General features: G+C 41.7%; 16 protein-coding genes. 7 read left to right on the plus strand and 9 right to left on the minus strand.

The window, feature by feature from the left end; genetic code table 11:
* Positions 1-13: 13 nt before the first annotated feature.
* Together CIK86_RS12125 and deoC are read right to left on the minus strand one after the other, a co-directional pair.
* On the minus strand, positions 14-514 hold the full coding sequence (locus tag CIK86_RS12125) for a hypothetical protein (RefSeq protein ID WP_041454316.1): 501 nt from the start codon (positions 512-514) through the stop codon (positions 14-16).
* Positions 504-1,250: a deoxyribose-phosphate aldolase gene (gene deoC / locus CIK86_RS12130; protein ID WP_086995174.1), complete on the minus strand. Its 747-nt coding sequence runs from the start codon at positions 1,248-1,250 to the stop codon at positions 504-506. The genes CIK86_RS12125 and deoC overlap by 11 nt, the downstream gene beginning before the upstream one ends.
* A gap of 267 nt (positions 1,251-1,517) precedes the next feature.
* Between deoC and cysG the strand changes: the two genes are divergently transcribed.
* From cysG to cysQ, 6 genes are read left to right on the plus strand one after another with little or no spacing between them, the layout of a single operon-like run.
* Positions 1,518-2,939: a siroheme synthase CysG gene (gene cysG, locus CIK86_RS12135; protein ID WP_086995194.1), complete on the plus strand. Its 1,422-nt coding sequence runs from the start codon at positions 1,518-1,520 to the stop codon at positions 2,937-2,939.
* 55 nt (positions 2,940-2,994) lie between these two features.
* Positions 2,995-3,894, plus strand: coding sequence for a sulfate adenylyltransferase subunit CysD (gene cysD, locus CIK86_RS12140; RefSeq protein WP_011326930.1), 900 nt, complete (start codon positions 2,995-2,997; stop codon positions 3,892-3,894).
* A complete protein-coding gene (cysN, locus tag CIK86_RS12145; RefSeq protein WP_058372356.1) occupies positions 3,894-5,318 on the plus strand; it encodes a sulfate adenylyltransferase subunit CysN in 1,425 nt (474 codons plus the stop codon). The genes cysD and cysN overlap by 1 nt, the downstream gene beginning before the upstream one ends.
* Positions 5,319-5,348: 30 nt before the next feature.
* Positions 5,349-7,073 (plus strand): SLC13 family permease, encoded by a 1,725-nt coding sequence (locus tag CIK86_RS12150; protein ID WP_086995169.1) that lies wholly within the window; start codon positions 5,349-5,351, stop codon positions 7,071-7,073.
* 34 nt (positions 7,074-7,107) lie between these two features.
* Positions 7,108-7,701, plus strand: coding sequence for an adenylyl-sulfate kinase (gene cysC / locus CIK86_RS12155; protein ID WP_011326927.1), 594 nt, complete (start codon positions 7,108-7,110; stop codon positions 7,699-7,701).
* A gap of 10 nt (positions 7,702-7,711) precedes the next feature.
* Positions 7,712-8,482, plus strand: a complete 771-nt coding sequence (cysQ, locus tag CIK86_RS12160) for a 3'(2'),5'-bisphosphate nucleotidase CysQ (protein ID WP_086995166.1) — start codon at positions 7,712-7,714, stop codon at positions 8,480-8,482.
* Positions 8,483-8,955: 473 nt separating this feature from the next.
* Here the strand turns inward: cysQ and CIK86_RS12170 are convergent, their stop codons facing one another.
* Positions 8,956-10,092, minus strand: coding sequence for an ISAs1 family transposase (locus CIK86_RS12170; protein WP_008466968.1), 1,137 nt, complete (start codon positions 10,090-10,092; stop codon positions 8,956-8,958).
* A gap of 62 nt (positions 10,093-10,154) precedes the next feature.
* Positions 10,155-10,364: a hypothetical protein gene (locus CIK86_RS12175; protein ID WP_086993846.1), complete on the minus strand. Its 210-nt coding sequence runs from the start codon at positions 10,362-10,364 to the stop codon at positions 10,155-10,157.
* Positions 10,365-10,696: 332 nt separating this feature from the next.
* On the opposite strand from CIK86_RS12175, the gene CIK86_RS12180 reads away from it, so the two are divergent.
* Positions 10,697-11,956, plus strand: a complete 1,260-nt coding sequence (locus tag CIK86_RS12180) for an aromatic amino acid transport family protein (RefSeq protein ID WP_011326918.1) — start codon at positions 10,697-10,699, stop codon at positions 11,954-11,956.
* Between the two features lie 95 nt (positions 11,957-12,051).
* Here CIK86_RS12180 and speD read toward each other — a convergent pair whose 3' ends face one another.
* From speD to astA, 5 genes are all read right to left on the minus strand, one after another.
* Positions 12,052-12,864 (minus strand): adenosylmethionine decarboxylase, encoded by an 813-nt coding sequence (gene speD, locus CIK86_RS12185; RefSeq protein WP_011326917.1) that lies wholly within the window; start codon positions 12,862-12,864, stop codon positions 12,052-12,054.
* A gap of 87 nt (positions 12,865-12,951) precedes the next feature.
* Positions 12,952-13,365, minus strand: coding sequence for an OsmC family protein (locus tag CIK86_RS12190; protein ID WP_011326916.1), 414 nt, complete (start codon positions 13,363-13,365; stop codon positions 12,952-12,954).
* Positions 13,366-13,534: 169 nt separating this feature from the next.
* Positions 13,535-13,873 carry a DUF3802 family protein gene (locus CIK86_RS12195; RefSeq protein ID WP_011326915.1) on the minus strand — a complete coding sequence of 113 codons (339 nt, stop codon included), beginning with the start codon at positions 13,871-13,873 and terminating at the stop codon, positions 13,535-13,537.
* A gap of 128 nt (positions 13,874-14,001) precedes the next feature.
* Positions 14,002-15,471: a succinylglutamate-semialdehyde dehydrogenase gene (gene astD / locus CIK86_RS12200; protein WP_011326914.1), complete on the minus strand. Its 1,470-nt coding sequence runs from the start codon at positions 15,469-15,471 to the stop codon at positions 14,002-14,004.
* A gap of 16 nt (positions 15,472-15,487) precedes the next feature.
* Complete coding sequence (gene astA / locus CIK86_RS12205; RefSeq protein ID WP_086993843.1) at positions 15,488-16,504, minus strand: arginine N-succinyltransferase; 1,017 nt, start codon at positions 16,502-16,504, stop codon at positions 15,488-15,490.
* Positions 16,505-16,573 lie beyond the last annotated feature (69 nt).

A 16,573-nucleotide genomic window follows, 5' to 3' on the forward strand; every position in this document is an offset into this window, starting at 1 on the left:
TACCGTAAAAAAATCAAAATAAACGTACCAACTCGCCACGATAGAAATCGCGTAGCAACCAAATTTGCTCAAATGCATGCGTTTGCGGCACACTAATCATTTTAAGCTGAGCATCAAAGTCGGCTTTATGCCAAATAGTGCTGGCATTGCGAATTAATAACCAAGTTCGCGCTGAATGATAAGATTTAGTGGCTTTTTGCTCCAGTAATCTCTCTAACGCTAGGCGTAACCTTTGCTCACTTGGGGCTTGCGCCATATCGGCCAATGCCCGTTGCATTGGAATTGACAGTGGCCGGCCAAGCACTGCCATTGCTTCGGTTTCACTGGCATATAAATGCGCAACTTCAATATCAAGTTGCTGATCGCCTTTGTAGCAGCTAACGTCGGGCTTATTGGGCTCATTATGCCAAATATGGCGCATATGAATGCCATATTGCTGCTCATAACAACGTAAAAACAACCTCGCTGCCTCGTGCTCTAACTGTTGTTTTTCTTGTTCGCTATCACGCTTCATTTAATACCGCGTACACATTAGTTAATAAACTTGATGCGCCAAATCTAAAGGTATTTGCTTGTAAGTAGTCATTACCCATAATAGTGCTTGCAAGGGTTAAGTAATCGCTCGCATCTGCAACTGTTTTAACTCCTCCCGCCGCTTTAAAGCCAACTAGCTTGCCCGATTCTTTAATGGTATTGAGTATAGTTTTTGTCGCATCAAGCGTGGCATTAACGGCGACCTTACCGGTACTGGTTTTTACAAAGTCGGCACCGCCTTTAATAGCTAATAATGTGGCTGATGCGATTAAATCAGGTGTTTGTAACTCGCCGCTTTCTATAATAACTTTAAGTAGAGCGCGCGACCCACAGACTTTTTTGCTCTCGGTAACATACTTAAGCACACGGCTTTTATCACCCGCTATTAGCGCTTTATATGGAATAACTAAATCAATTTCATCTGCACCGCGCTCTATGGCAATTAGTGTTTCGTTTATTACGGTATTTAAAGGTGCGTCACCCGTTGGAAAGTTAGTTACTGTGGCTACTTTTATATGGCTTAGCTCTCTGGTAGCTAAGGCTATTTTTGCTTCTGCTACAAAATCACTGTAAACACATACTGCAGCGGGCGTGCCTAATTTAGGGTTAATGCTGTTCACTAACGTATTAATAGCGGCACTATCATCGTTGCTATTTAAGCTGGTTAAATCCATTAAGGCGACAGCCAAAGCAGCCTCTTTTTGTTGTTTAATCATAGTAACCTCATCATATTTATACCGTGATTTAATACCTGTAATTATAGTAACCTAAACTTGCTATAGCTCATAACCAAACACTCTAAGCCCTTAGTTTTACATGCAACCGACCGCAAAGCCTTACTAATTAAGATTTCGGCCTTAAAAACCCACTCGTTATAACTTTTAGTTATAACGAGTGGGTTTTAATTATTTTTTACTTAGTGTGTGGCGCTATATTGTGGCTATCAGGCTAAACGAGCCATTTATTTTAGGGGTGTGATTAACGTGCAGTATTTACCTATCTTTACCAAACTCGACAACAAACCTGTATTGGTTGTTGGCGGTGGAGATGTTGCGTTGCGCAAATGCAGCGCGCTTTTAAAAGCGCGTGCCAGTATTACTTTAGTCGCTCCCAAATTTTGCCAACAGCTCATTGAACTTGCTAGCGAAAATAAAGTAACGCTTATACATGAGTACTTTAGCGAGCAACATTTAAAAAATATGATGCTGGTAATTGCTGCTACAGATTTAGAGCATGTAAATAGCCAAGTGTTTGAACTGGCTAATACTCATAACATTTTTGTTAATGTAGTTGACGATCAGCCTAAGTGCACCTTTATATTTCCATCGATTGTCGATCGCAACCCAATCACAATTGCTATATCCAGCGCAGGCACTGCCCCGGTATTAGCGCGCCGTTTACGCGAAAAACTAGAAACCCTAATACCGCAACATATTGGCCCGCTGGCAACGCTTGTGGGTGGCTTTAGAAGCAAAGTAAAACAACGCTTTAAGCACTTTGCCGATCGTCGCCAGTTTTGGGAAGGCGTATTCGACTCATCTGTTGTTAGTAAAGTACAAACCGGCGACACCCAAGCCGCAGAGCAACAGTTAGAACACATGCTAAATGCTAAAGCCGAGCCCGAAGGCGAGGTTTATGTAGTAGGTGCAGGCCCTGGCGATCCTGAATTGCTGACACTTAAGGCACTGCAACTTATGCAACAAGCCGATGTAGTGGTTTATGACTATTTAGTGTCTGACGAGATCATGGAGTTAGTGCGCCGCGATGCCGACCTTATTTGTGTAGGCAAGCGTTTAGGCGATCACAGCGTAGCGCAGCAAGACACTAACCAAATGCTGGTCGATTTAGCCAAGCAAGGTAAAAAAGTATGCCGTATTAAAGGTGGCGACCCGTTTATTTATGGTCGTGGTGGCGAAGAAGTACAAGTACTTGCGGCTAACAAGGTAAATTATCAAATTGTACCTGGTATAACTGCCGCTGCAGGATGCAGTGCCTATGCGGGTATTCCGCTTACCCATCGTGACCACGCACAAGCGATTCAGTTTGTAACCGGGCATTGTAAAAAAGACGGCCAAGAACTCGATTGGCAATCGCTGGCTAAACCAAATCAAACCTTAGCTATTTATATGGGCGTGATAAAGTCGCCACATATACAAGCTGAGCTTTTAAAGCATGGCCGCAACGCCAATACACCCGTTGCCATTATTGAAAACGGCACCCGTAAAAATCAACGCGTAATTACTGGAAAGCTGGGCGAGCTTGCCGATTTAATTACGCGTAACAGTGTGGTTTCTCCTGCACTGCTTATTATTGGCGAAGTAGCATCCTTGCACCAAGAGTTACATTGGTTTGGTGCCAAAGCGCAAACTAGCAGTTTTGCGCAACCACTTACCGATGTGGCATAAGCTTTATACATTTATTAGATTTTAACTTTTAATTATTTTAGTAGGACGACTAACAATGGCTTTAACTCACCTTCAGCAGCTTGAAGCTGAAAGTATCAAAATCATGCGCGAAGTCGCCGCTGAGTTTGAGAACCCAGTAATGCTTTACTCAATTGGTAAAGATTCGTCGGTACTTTTGCACTTAGCGCGTAAAGCATTTTACCCTGCAAAAATTCCGTTTCCGTTATTACACGTAGACACTAATTGGAAGTTTAGCGAAATGATTGAATTTCGTGACCGTATTGCCAAAGAATACGGCTTTGAGCTACTAGTGCATAAAAACCCAGAAGGCATGGAAATTGGTATAAGCCCATTCGAGCATGGCTCTGGTAAACATACCGATATAATGAAAACTCAAGGTTTAAAGCAAGCACTCGACAAATATGGCTTTGATGCCGCCTTTGGTGGCGCACGCCGCGACGAAGAAAAGTCACGCGCTAAAGAACGTGTTTATTCATTTCGCGATAAGCACCACCGCTGGGATCCTAAAAACCAACGCCCAGAGCTTTGGAATACGTACAACAGCCAAGTAAATCCAGGTGAAAGTATTCGTGTATTCCCACTGTCTAACTGGACCGAGTTGGATATTTGGCAATATATTTATCAAGAAAACATCGACATGGTGCCTTTGTATCTTGCTAAAGAGCGCCCAGTGGTTGATCGCGACGGCACCTTAATTATGGTTGACGATGAACGTATGCCACTTTTGGAGGGTGAAGTGCCAATGATGAAGTCGGTACGTTTTCGGACTTTAGGCTGCTATCCACTTACCGGTGCAGTGGAATCAACGGCCAGCTCATTAACCGAAATTATTGAAGAAATGCTGCTATCTACGTCATCTGAACGTGAAGGTCGGGTTATTGACCATGACTCGGCAGGCTCAATGGAAAAGAAAAAACGTGAAGGGTATTTCTAATGGCTAATCAAAATAACGACACATTTAACGAAGTAAAAGAAATAGGCATAGACGCTTACCTAGCACGTCAGCAAGACAAAAGCTTATTACGCATGCTTACCTGTGGCAGCGTAGATGACGGTAAATCAACACTCATTGGCCGCCTACTGCACGACAGCCACCAAATTTATGAAGATCAGTTAGCAGCACTACATAAAGATAACGAAAAAGTAGGTAACGCAGGTGATGACCTTGATTTAGCATTACTTGTTGATGGCCTACAAGCTGAGCGTGAGCAAGGTATTACCATTGACGTAGCGTACCGTTACTTCTCGACCGCTAAGCGCAAGTTTATTATTGCCGATACCCCAGGGCACGAGCAGTATACGCGCAACATGGTAACGGGTGCATCAACCAGCGATGTGGCCATTATTTTGGTGGATGCACGTTACGGCGTGCAAGTACAAACTAAACGTCACAGCTTTATTTGTGACTCGCTTGGTATTAAGCAATTTGTTGTGGCTATTAATAAAATGGATATCGTTGATTTTGACGAAACTGTTTATGAAAAAATTAAAGCTGACTACTTAAAATTTGCCGAGCAACTTAATGTAAGTAACATTAAATTTGTACCTATGTCGGCGCTTAAAGGCGATAACGTAGTTACTCGCTCTGTACATACGCCTTATTACACCGACAAGCCATTGCTAGAGTTATTAGAAGACTCGCCAGCAGCGCAAATCGACACTGACTTTGAAGCACGTTTACCGGTGCAATATGTGGCGCGCCCTAACTTAAACTTTCGTGGTTTTCAGGGCACGCTAGCCTCAGGCAAGTTACAAGTGGGCGATGCAATAAAAGTACTACCATCGGGCAAAACTTCTAGCATTAAAGAAATTGTTACCTTTGATGGCAACCTAGACAGTGCACAAGCTGGCCAAGCAATTACCGTTACGCTAAATAGCGAAATTGATATTAGCCGAGGCGATGTCATTGTACCAGCAAGCTCTACGGCAATAGTTACCAACCAGCTACAAGCTAAATTAGTATGGATGCACGAAACGCCGCTGCAACTAGGTAAAAGCTATAACTTTAAACTTGGTAGCAAAAACACCTCTGCTCAAGTTACTAAGATTGATCACACTATCGATGTAAATACCTTAGAGCATGGTAGCAGCGACACTCTACAGTTAAACGAAATCGCTATTGTAACGCTAGAACTTAGCGAAACTATTTTGGCTGATGAGTATCACAGTAATCACGAAACCGGCTCGTTTATACTTATCGATCGCTTATCTAACTTAACTATTGCAGCCGGTATGATAGAGCAAGTACTGCAAAGCCAAGCGCAGCAAAGTAACTTTAGTGCTTTTGAAGTTGAATTTAACACTTTAGTACGCAAGCACTTTCCGCATTGGCAAGCGCTTGATATATCAAAGTTATAATACTTTTTAGCCTGTTATAGGATATAAAGCATGATAGATCAGCTCATTTTAACAGGCATTATGCTTACTTTAGTCGGGTGCCTTTTTGGCACTCGGCTTAATCCTGCATGGCTATTTGTGGGAGCCATTGGTAGCAGCTACTTAGCAGGGCTAATAGATTTAGAAAGCATGTTAGTTAATTATACTAACCCGTCGCTAATTACTTTGGTGCTATTAATATTAGTGTCAATTGCGATTGAAAAAACCACCCTTATTCAAAAATTAGCGCAATCGCTATCGAGTGGTAGTTTAGTTAAATCAGTGACTAAATTGGGGCTTTCGACCGCGTTTTTATCGTCGTTTACCAATAACACCGCCGTGGTTGCTTCCTTAATTACCGCGATAAAAGACAACCCCAATCACTCGCCATCAAAGTTACTATTACCACTATCGTACACTGCTATTTTAGGCGGCACTATTACCCTTATTGGCACATCTACCAACTTAATCGTAAATGGTTTTGCCGTAGATGCGGGCATGGCGCCACTGGGCTTTTTTGACTTTACCTTAGTGGGCTTAGGCGCATTAAGTGTGGGCTTAATCACTATTTTAGTCATGTTAAAATACTTACCCGACAACGGTAAAAGCGACCAAGAAGTCGTGCCTTTTTATCTTGAAGGTAAAGTACAAGCCGGTTCAAAGTTAATTGGCCGCACCGTAGAAGAAAATGGCCTGCGTGAACTTAAAGACTTATTTTTAGGCGAAATAATTCGCGATAACCAACGCATTTGTGCGGTCACGCCACAGCAAATAATTAAACAAAACGACATATTACTTTTTGTGGGCGATATAAAATCAGTCCCCCTACTTACGCGTTTCGATGGTTTAAAAGTAGTGCACGACAATCATCAAAAAGACATAGAACACTTAGTAGAAGTTGTTGTAAGTCAGTCTTCAAAATTTATTGGTAAAACCGTAAAAGAAGCCCGCTTTAGAGAGCAGTTTCATGCGGCGGTTATTGCTATTCGCCGCGGCCACGATCGCCTGCAAGGTGGTTTAGGGCAAGTGCACTTACAAGCAGGCGACTCACTAATACTCGCCCCGGGTAAAAACTTTTACAGTTTGCCTAATTTAAAACGCGAATTTGTGTATATATCGGGATTTGATTTACAAACTCACCTAGCGCCTAAACAGTCAAACATTGTGCTGCTAAGCTTTGCCGCTGTACTGGGCTTAAGTATTATTGGCTTAGTGCCGCTAGTTAAAGGCTTATTAGTATTACTGATTGGCTTTATGCTTTGCGGTACTATTAAGCTTAGCGAAGTAAAACGTCGCTTTCCTATTGAGTTACTCGCCGTAGTAGGCAGCGCCATAGGCTTAGCAAAACTAATGATAGGCACCGGACTTGCTGGGCAAATATCGGCGGCTATGTTTGTAGTACTTGGCGACTTTGGCCCATACAGCGCCTTTATCGCAATATTTTTAATGACAGTATTATTTACCGAGCTGATAACCAATAACGCCGCTGCAGCATTGTCGTTTCCGGTTGCCTATTCACTTGCCGTTGGCTTTAACGTAGACCCACTGCCATTTATTATGGCGGTTGCGTTTGGCGCATCAGCAAGTTTTATATCGCCGTTTGGTTATCAAACTAACCTTATGGTTTACAGCGCGGGTAACTATCGTTTAAAAGATTATGTAGTGATGGGTTTGCCCCTTTCTATTATTTATTCAATAACAGTATTAACCTTGATCCCGCTAGTATTTCCGTTTTAATACCGGCACGCACAGCATAAAGAGATAACTCACTATGGATGAAAATATTGTTTGGCATAACTACGCAACCACTAAAGCACAACGTAGTGAGCAAAAAAAGCATCAGAGCGCTATTATATGGTTTACCGGATTTTCGGGCTCCGGTAAAAGCACTGTAGCAAACGCGCTAGAAGCCGCACTTAATCAACAAGGTATTCATACTTACCTGCTCGATGGCGACAACGTACGCCACGGTTTATGTAAAGACCTAGGCTTTAGCGACGCAGACCGAGTTGAAAATATTCGCCGCGTAGGCGAAACAGCAAAGCTAATGGTTGACGCTGGCTTGTTAGTGCTTACTGCGTTTATATCGCCTTTTAGAGCAGAGCGCGACATGGTACGCAGCTTAGTAGATGACAAGGAGTTTATTGAAGTATTTATCGACACCCCACTCGATGTATGCGAAAGCCGCGATCCTAAAGGCTTATACAAAAAAGCCCGCGCTGGCGAAATTAAACACTTTACCGGCATTGATTCCAGTTACGAAATACCCATCAATCCAGAAATAATTTTAGATACCAGTAAAAACACGCTAGACCAATCGGTTGTTCAGCTGATAACGTATCTAAAACAACAGCACATAATATAGGTTAACCCCAATGAACCAAACCGAACTGCTAGAAGAAACCCTGATCCTTGCCCGCAAAGCGGGTAGCGCCATAATGGGAATTTATCAAAAGGACTTTAACGTTGAATACAAAGCCGATGAAAGCCCTGTAACCGACGCCGACTTAGCAGCTCATAAAATTATTGTCGCAGGGCTACAGCAGCTCACTCCCGACATTCCTATATTAAGTGAAGAAAACGCCGATATAAGCTGGGAAGTTCGCAAGGCATGGAAAAGTTACTGGCTAGTAGATCCTATCGATGGCACCAAAGAGTTTATTAAAAAAAATGGTGAATTCACCGTAAATATCGCACTTATCGAAAATGGTATTCCGGTTTTAGCCGTAGTAGACGCCCCAGCCCTTGGCGTATCTTACTTAGCAAGCGAAGCCATAGGCGCATTTAAAGACAAAGGCGATGAGCGCATAGAGCTAAAAGTAACTACCAAGCCAAACACAGGGTTAATACGCGTAGTTGGCAGTCGCTCACACCCCTCACCCGATTTAGCCGAATTTGTAAAACGCTTTGACGAGGTAGAAATGGTTTCAAAAGGCAGCTCACTAAAACTATGTTTAGTGGCCGAAGGCAGCGCCGATATTTACCCGCGCTTAGGCCCAACCTGTGAGTGGGATACCGGTGCAGGCCATGCCATTGCCGCAATAGCCGGCGCTAAAGTGACTAAACTTGATGGTAGCCCGCTAATTTACAACACCAAAGATGAGTATTTGAATCCGTATTTTATTGTTTCAGCTATTGAAGAATAAAGCGCCTAGAGCTGCGGGCTTTTAGCTACTAGCAGCTCTATGTCAATTTAAACACCGTAGGTTGGGTTGAGTGAAGCGAAACCCAACGCATAACCGCTGTTAACCACAATATTTTAATCTTCCAATTTCACCTCAAAAAACACTTAAATCGGTGCGCGTAAAAAGTGTGTAACGCCTAATGTGTGTCCGTTTATTGTCATGTAATTGTCTTTATGTGATTGGGCTTTAAAACCACACTTTAATAGTACGGCTTTTGAGGCGGGGTTATTATCTAGCACTAAGGCTTCTAACTTGTTAACTGCATAATGCTGAGCGGCTATGCTAATTAATTCGTTAAGGCAAAAACTGGCGTAGCCTTTACCTATGCTATTTTTAGCAACTCGATAACCCACTGCGGCAGTGTTTGTTTGCCCTGTTATATCTTTTAAATTTGCGCGCGCAACAATTTCTCATTAACAATAAGCACACCACGGCTAGCGCATTTTAATCCCAGACTCTAACAGGGTTGAGCGGTAATCATCGTCTAGCCCTGCCATTTTCTTTTTCCTCGCCATACTTGCTGACTTAGATGCATCTTGTTTAAAAAGCGCCATGGCTATCTTTCGCATTACATTAAACATTAATGGCCCTTGAAGTTTGCGTATTCTCGATTCATCTTCTCTGAAGTTCATATCAAGCATCCAATGCATGCTTTCAACCTGCCAGTGACTGCGTACCGCATTGAGTGCTTGCGCTGCATTTAAGTCTAATGAACTTATATACCAGCGTGTTTCAGTGGTATCCGACCCTGCCGACTTATCATGAACTTCAGCCCTGACCTTAATAATACTCGTTAAGCCAGGCCAACGATAATCCTTGCCTAACCAGCTTTTATCTATAAGTAACTGCTGGCATGTACGTGTTTCAACACGCCCATGTCCTGAGCTTATTTCGGTATGTTCATCACAATTATGCTTAGTTAACCTTTCACGCTCGCACTTGTGCCACCACGCTTCTAGTTCCTTTTGCATGCCTGAATGATTACCTTTAAGTGCAAGAATATAATCTGCTTTTTGTTGGATGATTTGTTTTGCTATTTCTTGTTGGCATCCCATCGCATCTAACGTAATGATACTGTTTTCAATATCGAGCAGGGTGAGTAATTCTGGTATTGCGGTGATTTCATTTGTTTTATTATCAACAGCCGTCTGCCCAAGCACTAACTGGTGTTGGCAACTCCATGCACTGACCGTGTGTAAGGCACTTTTTCTGTCTTTTGTGGTAAATGAACGCCGTGCGGTTTTGCCATCGATAGCGATGATATCTGCACCTGTGGTTTCAATCAGTGATGATATCCAAGATTGAAATGCCCTTTCTATTTCATTTGCTTTTAACCGACACATGACGCGCGCAATCGTGTCATGTTTTGGAATTCCTGCGTTGAACGTGCCGTATTTTTTTAACCAATCAAGTTTTAGGTGCCCAAAGTCTTCAATATCTTCCCATCCTTCTGCACCAGAGAGCACAGCGCTAATAGCAAGGAGAAGAATATCGATAAGTTCATGCTTTTTACAACGTTCAATGCGAGGATCTGTAATTGAATTAAAATGTTTCAGAAAAGTAGTGCTCATATTTATGCGACCAAGTAATTATTATGCCTTGATCTGATCACTACTTGCTCTATAAGTTCAATTTATAATGATCTTGCCGTGATAAGCACACCCGAATAATGCGTACCTAATTGCATGTTTATAATGGCATCATAAATATGCATTTTAATGCCTAAATCGCGATAAAAGTAATCCTCTCTCGGCGGCAGCATTGATTCAAACCAAGCTTTATTTTCTGATTCAAATTGCAATAACATAGCTAAATGCTTAATTGACAAGGTTTCAAATATCACAAAAACTCCTGTTTTTAATCACTTTACAACCTAGGTGGAAAGTAGAGTTTACAATAATTATACTCTAGATTGCAGTGTGTAAACTTTAAACCTTATGGGGAAAAGCTATTAACCCTCTTTTTAAGTGCACCTTTCCTGCTTATTATTTTTAACGTTGAGCTAAAGCCACTGCCATTCTCTGCTCACTTTTATAACGCTGTTGCAAATTAATTACAGGCGTAACTGGTACGCTACAAATAAGCGAATATTAAGCTAGTTTATCGAATGAAATCATTAAGTAAAAACTATATGCTTTGCCGTCATTATTATTCTAAAAAAAACCTGGTGAGCTTATGCCCCCATCTCAAGATGCTACGCATTTTAATGCATCTACAGCAAAACAGTCTTCTTGGACTTTACACGACACACAGTGGACGTTAAGCCTATTTGGTACCGCCGTTGGTGCCGGTATTTTATTTTTACCTATTAATATTGGTATTGGCGGTTTTTGGCCGTTAATTATTATGGCGTGCTTGGCCTTTCCAATGACCTTTTTAGCGCACCGCGGTTTAGCGCGGTTTGTGCTGTCGTCAAAAAATAAAGATGCTGACTTTACTGATGTAGTAGAGGAACATTTTGGGGTGACCGCGGGTCGGCTAATCTCTTTACTGTACTTTTTATCTATTTTTCCGATTTTACTTATTTATGGTGTCGGTTTAACCAATACCGTAGACAGCTTTATGGTGAACCAGCTTGGTATGGAGTCGCCTTCGCGGGTGTTGCTTTCTGGTGTATTGGTTGCAGGTATGATTGGCTTAATGATGGGCGGCGAAAAGCTGATGCTTCGTGCTTTTGCTATTTTAGTTTATCCGCTTGTGGGCATATTGTTTTTTTTATCCTTGTATTTAATCCCTAGTTGGCAAATGCCGAATATGGCGCTGCCAGAAGTGGGCAGCTTTGGTAAAACACTGTGGTTGTCGATTCCTATTATTGTATTTTCGTTTAGCCACGCAGCGGCTATTTCGAGCTTTGTAAACGTACAACGCGGTCATTATGGTAATAAAGCGGTTGCTAAGTCTGAGGCAATATTAAAGCGCACCAGTTTACTGTTAATTACCTTTGTATTGCTGTTTGTGTTTTCGTGTGTGTTGTCCTTAACTGGCGAGCAAATGGCGGCGGCGAAAGCGGCAAATGTGTCGGTTTTATCGTACCTTGCCAATATTACTGACAATTCGTTTATCGCTACGCTTGGCCCATTGGTGGCGTTTATTGCGATTATGTCGTCATTTTTAGGGCACTTTTTGGGTGCACGCGAAAGCTTTACTGGCTTAGTAACTAAGCAGTCGAACATAAGCGCTAAAGTTGCCGATAAGGTAGGTGCTGTACTAATGTTTTTTGCTATTTGGTTTTGCGCGGTTAAAAACCCGAGCATACTCGATATGATGGATCAGTTATCTGGCCCTATTATTGCGATGATTTTATTTATTATGCCCATGATTGCTGTTTATAAAGTACCGGCATTACACAAGCATCGTAATCGTTTAAGCACCTTATTTATATTAGCGGTTGGCTCAATGGCGGTAATGGCTTTGCTTTACAGCATGCTTAAATAATACTAAATATATACTGGCTATAAGCTTTTTATAGCTTTTTAACACAAAAAAATGGCGCTCATTGAGCGCCATTTTTATTGACTATATTTTGCTATTTAATCTAGGTCTGGCAAGTTACGGCCATAGAATATTTCTTGCATTTCACGGGTCAGTTTAGAGCGAATTTCTTCCTCTTCTTCATCTGACAAATCATCCGTAGAAAGGCCGAATAAATAGGTATTTAAATCAGTCTCTTTTAACATCATTTTAGTGTGAAACAGGTTTTCTTGATACACGTTTACGTCCATCATTTGGTACGCTTCTTTGGTATCTTCTGTCATGAAGTTTTGAATTGAGCTAATTGCATGATCGATGTAGTGCTTAACGCCGTTTATATCGCGGGTAAAACCACGTACGCGGTAGTCAATTGTTACTACGTCTGACTCTAGGCTATGAATAAGGAAGTTTAACGCTTTAAGTGGCGATATTATGCCACACGTTGACACTTCAATATCGGCGCGAAAAGTACAAATACCGTCATCAGGGTGAGCTTCTGGGTACGTGTGTACACAAATATGGCTTTTATCTAAATGGGCAACCACTGAATCAGGTAATGGGCCTGGAGCTTCGTCAGCATCGTAATTTTGCTGCTCTTCTACCGGCTCTTCTGAAACCAAAATAGTTACGCTTGCACCTTGCGGTTCGTAGTCTTGGCGCGCTACATTTAAAATGTTAGCACCTATAATATCAACAACTTCACCTAAAATGTCGGTTAGTCTATCTGCACTGTACTGCTCATCGATATATTCAATATATTCTTTACGTTGTTGCTCGGTCTTTGCATAGCAAATGTCGTAAATACTAAAGCTTAAACTTTTAGTTAAATTATTAAAACCATGAAGTTTAAGTTTATCGAAGGGTTTGTTCATAATAAACCAACCTATAAATTAGTGAAATCTGCTCTAGCAGAATAAAAGTTCGCGGATTTTATACGAATTTTACTCATGGAAAAAGCGTTATTTTACTTGATCTTGCACAACTTCGTGGCTATGCGTAATTTTTACTGTTTTATCAAGCATTAATGCGACCGAGCAATACTTTTCAGCAGAGAGTGAAACAGCGCGTGCAAGGTGCTTTTCAGACACATTATTGCCCGTTGCTACAAAGTGTAAATTAACTTTGGTAAATACTCGTGGGGCAGTTTCGGCGCGCTCTGCCGTTAACTGTACTTCTACGTTGCTAAAATCTTGTTTGGCTTTTTTTAAAATGCTCACTACATCAACCGATGAACAACAACCGATTGACATTAATACCATTTCCATAGGGCTCGGTGCAGCACTGTCGCTACCACCGTCAAATACAACATTATGATTTGAATTAGAGCGACCAATAAAGGTATTACCTTCAACCCATTTTACATTTGCTTGCATTGTTATACCTCAAAAATTATTTTCTTGATTGTATACCAATCAGCTTTAATAAGTGAGCGCCCAGCAATAATATAAATTAGCTTGATCAAGGCACTTAAATTTATGCAAGGGTGGTAAAACCGTCAGCGCATTTAAAGCGTGCTACCGGAAAATATAGAAGGGTTGCGGGCTAAGAAACGGCGTTATCAAATAGGTTTTTAACCAAACCACCAAACTCATCAATAAACATGTGTTGCTCTACCGTAACAGGCCGCGAGGTGATGCTACTGAGGACTTCTTGTAAATCGTAAACTATGCCATCAACTTCACGCACAATTTGGCTACGCTGCTCTGTAGTGAGCTCTGTGTGCTGCTGACATATGAGCATTACGTTTTGTGCAATCACGTCTTCGATTAATTCCATAACCGTAGGTGCACCTGGTTTTATTTCACCCGGCTTTTCAAATAAAGCTAAGTTTTGAGTTAGGTACATAATTAAGTCGTCGTACCCTTGCCTATTTAAAACCATTACACGTATACCTTAAAAATAATTAATTCAGTAATTTAAGCAGAAAGCACTAATAATTACTAGCTTAGCGACATAGCTAATACAAAAAAAGCAGCCGAAGCTGCTTTTATAATTATTTAGTAGTAATTTTAGTCTATTTTTAAGCCTGGGCTTAATGTAGCTGGCATAGCAACTTTTTCAAGCTCTACTGATGCTACTGGGTATGCACAGTAATCGGCAGCGTAATACGCGCTGGCTCTGTGATTACCCGATGCGCCAATACCACCAAACGGTGCAGCACTTGATGCGCCAGTAATTGGGCGGTTCCAGTTAACAATACCAGCGCGAATACGGCGTAAAAAGTGCTCGTAGTCGGCAGCACTGTCGCTAAGTAAACCTGCTGATAAACCAAAGCTTGTGTCGTTGGCTTTATCAATTGCTTGGTCAAAGTCATCAAAGCGGAATACTTTTAGAAGTGGTCCAAAATGTTCTTCATCTGGGAAGTCGCTAATATTTGTACACTCAATAATACCTGGTGTTACAAAGCCAGTATTAACTGTATGCTCAAGCTCTACCAATACTTGAGCACCAAGCTCAACAAGTTCGTTTTGCGCTTTAACCATACCGGCAGCGGCGGCTGATGAGATCATTGAGCCCATAAATGGCTGATCTGCATCGTCATAATTACCTACTTTAATCGCTTTAGTTGCGGTAATTAAACGCTCCAGGATTACATCACCTTTGCTACCCGTTGGTAAAAATAGTTTACGTGCACAGGTACAACGCTGGCCACTTGAAATAAACGCTGATTGAATAATATCGTGAACAACCGCTTTAGTATCTTCAACGTCAGTAATAATAAGTGGGTTATTACCACCCATTTCTAGCGCTAAAATTTTACCAGGTTGACCCGCAAACTGTTCATGTAAAATATGACCTGTGCGCGAAGAACCCGTAAAGAACAAGCCATCAATACCTTTGTGAGCAGCAAGGGCTTTACCCGTTGCTACTTCACCTTGTACAAGGTTAATTACACCCGCTGGTAAACCTGCTTTTTCCCACAGCTTAAGCGTAAGCTCGGCAACTTTAGGCGTAAGTTCTGACGGTTTAAATATAACCGTGTTACCCGCTAAAAGCGCTGGCACTATGTGGCCATTAGGTAAATGCCCCGGAAAGTTATACGGACCAAATACAGCTACAACACCGTGTGGCTTGTGGCGGATCATTGCGCGCCCTAGTGGCATTGCATTTTCTACGTCGCCAGTGCGCTCTAAAAACGCTTTTTCAGAAATGGCAATTTTACCAACCATAGCACCCGCTTCTGTGCGAGTTTCCCACAGTGGCTTACCTGTTTCTTGTGCAATAGTAATGGCTAGCTCTTCGCTGTTTTCTTTTAATTGCGCTGCGAATGCTTTAACTATTTCTAAACGTTCAGCAAATGTTTTATCAGCCCAAGCATAAAACGCTTCGCGCGCTGCGCTAACTGCAGCGTCTACTTGCTCTGCAGTTGCTGAGTTTGCTTGGAAAATAACATTGTTATTGGCTGGGTTTACTGAACTAAATTCGGTTCCTTGGCCTTGTGACCATTGACCATTAATAAATTGTGCAGGATGAGTCATTATACTTTCTCCTAAATTAAATCGTGGTTGCGCTTACGCTATCGCCCGCTTGTAAATACAGTGCATCGGCTACTTGTTGCGTTATTACTATGCTGCTCATGCGCTCATCGAACGTCATAGGCACTACAGTTGCTCTAAAGTCTGTAAGCTTTTCGTTGGCTAATAACACCATGGTGTCGCCACTTGGTTCACCTATTTCAACTTTAAAGTGTTTAGCATTGCGAATGGTGGCAATGTTATCTACTTTTGCTTCAACTGTGGGGCCGGCATCAAAAATATCAACATACCCATTAAAGGTAAAACCTTCACTTTTTAATAGCTCAATTGCTGGGCGTGTGTTGTCGTGTACTTTACCAATAACAGCTTGCGCATTTTTGCTGAGCAAATTAACGTAAATTGGGTACTTAGGCATTAATTCAGCAATAAATACTTTTTGGCCTATGCCTGTTAAGTAGTCGGCAGTTGGAAAGTCCATTGAAAAAAAGTGCTCTTCTAGCCATTGCCAAAATGGGCTGCTGCCATTGTCGTCAGACACACCACGCATTTCTGCAATGACGGTTTGTGCAAAACGCTGCTGATGCTGCTTAATAAACATAAAACGCGATTTTGAAAGTAATTTACCGTTACTGTTTTTGCGGTATGCGTCTTTCAAAAATAATGTACATAGCTCTGTAGCGCCGGTGTAATCGTTACAAAGCGTTAAAATATCAACTGCTTTATATACGTTTAGAGTGCGTGAAGAATGAATCACTTTACTTAAATGATAGTGATAAAATGCATCATCTAAGCCAACAGCGGCTTCTATACCTGAGGTGCCAACTACTTCACCGGTTTCGGTGTCCTCTAGTACAAATAAATAACCTTCGTCGCCCGGCTCGGTAGCAGCTTTTGCAAATGAGCTAACCGAATGATCTATTTTCTTTTGCAATAACTTTTCATTATTAGGTAAAGAAGTAAAGCCATGACCCGATTCGTGGGCTATTTTCACTAATGCAGGGTAGTCACTTTGTTGGATTGGGCGAAGGATCATCATAAACCCGCTTACTCCCTTATATTATAACGGTAAATTAAAATTAGAGGGCAAACTAGGTCTGCCCTTAAT

The organism is Pseudoalteromonas sp. JB197, from assembly GCF_002332205.1.
Classification (GTDB): domain Bacteria; phylum Pseudomonadota; class Gammaproteobacteria; order Enterobacterales; family Alteromonadaceae; genus Pseudoalteromonas; species Pseudoalteromonas nigrifaciens.

Bases quoted from the DNA above. Each gene is read 5' to 3' on its own strand.
- CIK86_RS12180 (WP_011326918.1), top strand. From the start codon at position 10,697: ATGCCCCCATCTCAAGATGCTACGCATTTTAATGCATCTACAGCAAAA.
- astA (WP_086993843.1), bottom strand. From the start codon at position 16,504: ATGATGATCCTTCGCCCAATCCAACAAAGTGACTACCCTGCATTAGTG.
- CIK86_RS12125 (WP_041454316.1), bottom strand. From the start codon at position 514: ATGAAGCGTGATAGCGAACAAGAAAAACAACAGTTAGAGCACGAGGCA.
- cysQ (WP_086995166.1), top strand. From the start codon at position 7,712: ATGAACCAAACCGAACTGCTAGAAGAAACCCTGATCCTTGCCCGCAAA.
- CIK86_RS12150 (WP_086995169.1), top strand. From the start codon at position 5,349: ATGATAGATCAGCTCATTTTAACAGGCATTATGCTTACTTTAGTCGGG.
- CIK86_RS12190 (WP_011326916.1), bottom strand. From the start codon at position 13,365: ATGCAAGCAAATGTAAAATGGGTTGAAGGTAATACCTTTATTGGTCGC.
- deoC (WP_086995174.1), bottom strand. From the start codon at position 1,250: ATGATTAAACAACAAAAAGAGGCTGCTTTGGCTGTCGCCTTAATGGAT.
- cysN (WP_058372356.1), top strand. From the start codon at position 3,894: ATGGCTAATCAAAATAACGACACATTTAACGAAGTAAAAGAAATAGGC.
- CIK86_RS12170 (WP_008466968.1), bottom strand. From the start codon at position 10,092: ATGAGCACTACTTTTCTGAAACATTTTAATTCAATTACAGATCCTCGC.
- astD (WP_011326914.1), bottom strand. From the start codon at position 15,471: ATGACTCATCCTGCACAATTTATTAATGGTCAATGGTCACAAGGCCAA.
- CIK86_RS12195 (WP_011326915.1), bottom strand. From the start codon at position 13,873: ATGGTTTTAAATAGGCAAGGGTACGACGACTTAATTATGTACCTAACT.
- speD (WP_011326917.1), bottom strand. From the start codon at position 12,864: ATGAACAAACCCTTCGATAAACTTAAACTTCATGGTTTTAATAATTTA.
- cysD (WP_011326930.1), top strand. From the start codon at position 2,995: ATGGCTTTAACTCACCTTCAGCAGCTTGAAGCTGAAAGTATCAAAATC.
- cysC (WP_011326927.1), top strand. From the start codon at position 7,108: ATGGATGAAAATATTGTTTGGCATAACTACGCAACCACTAAAGCACAA.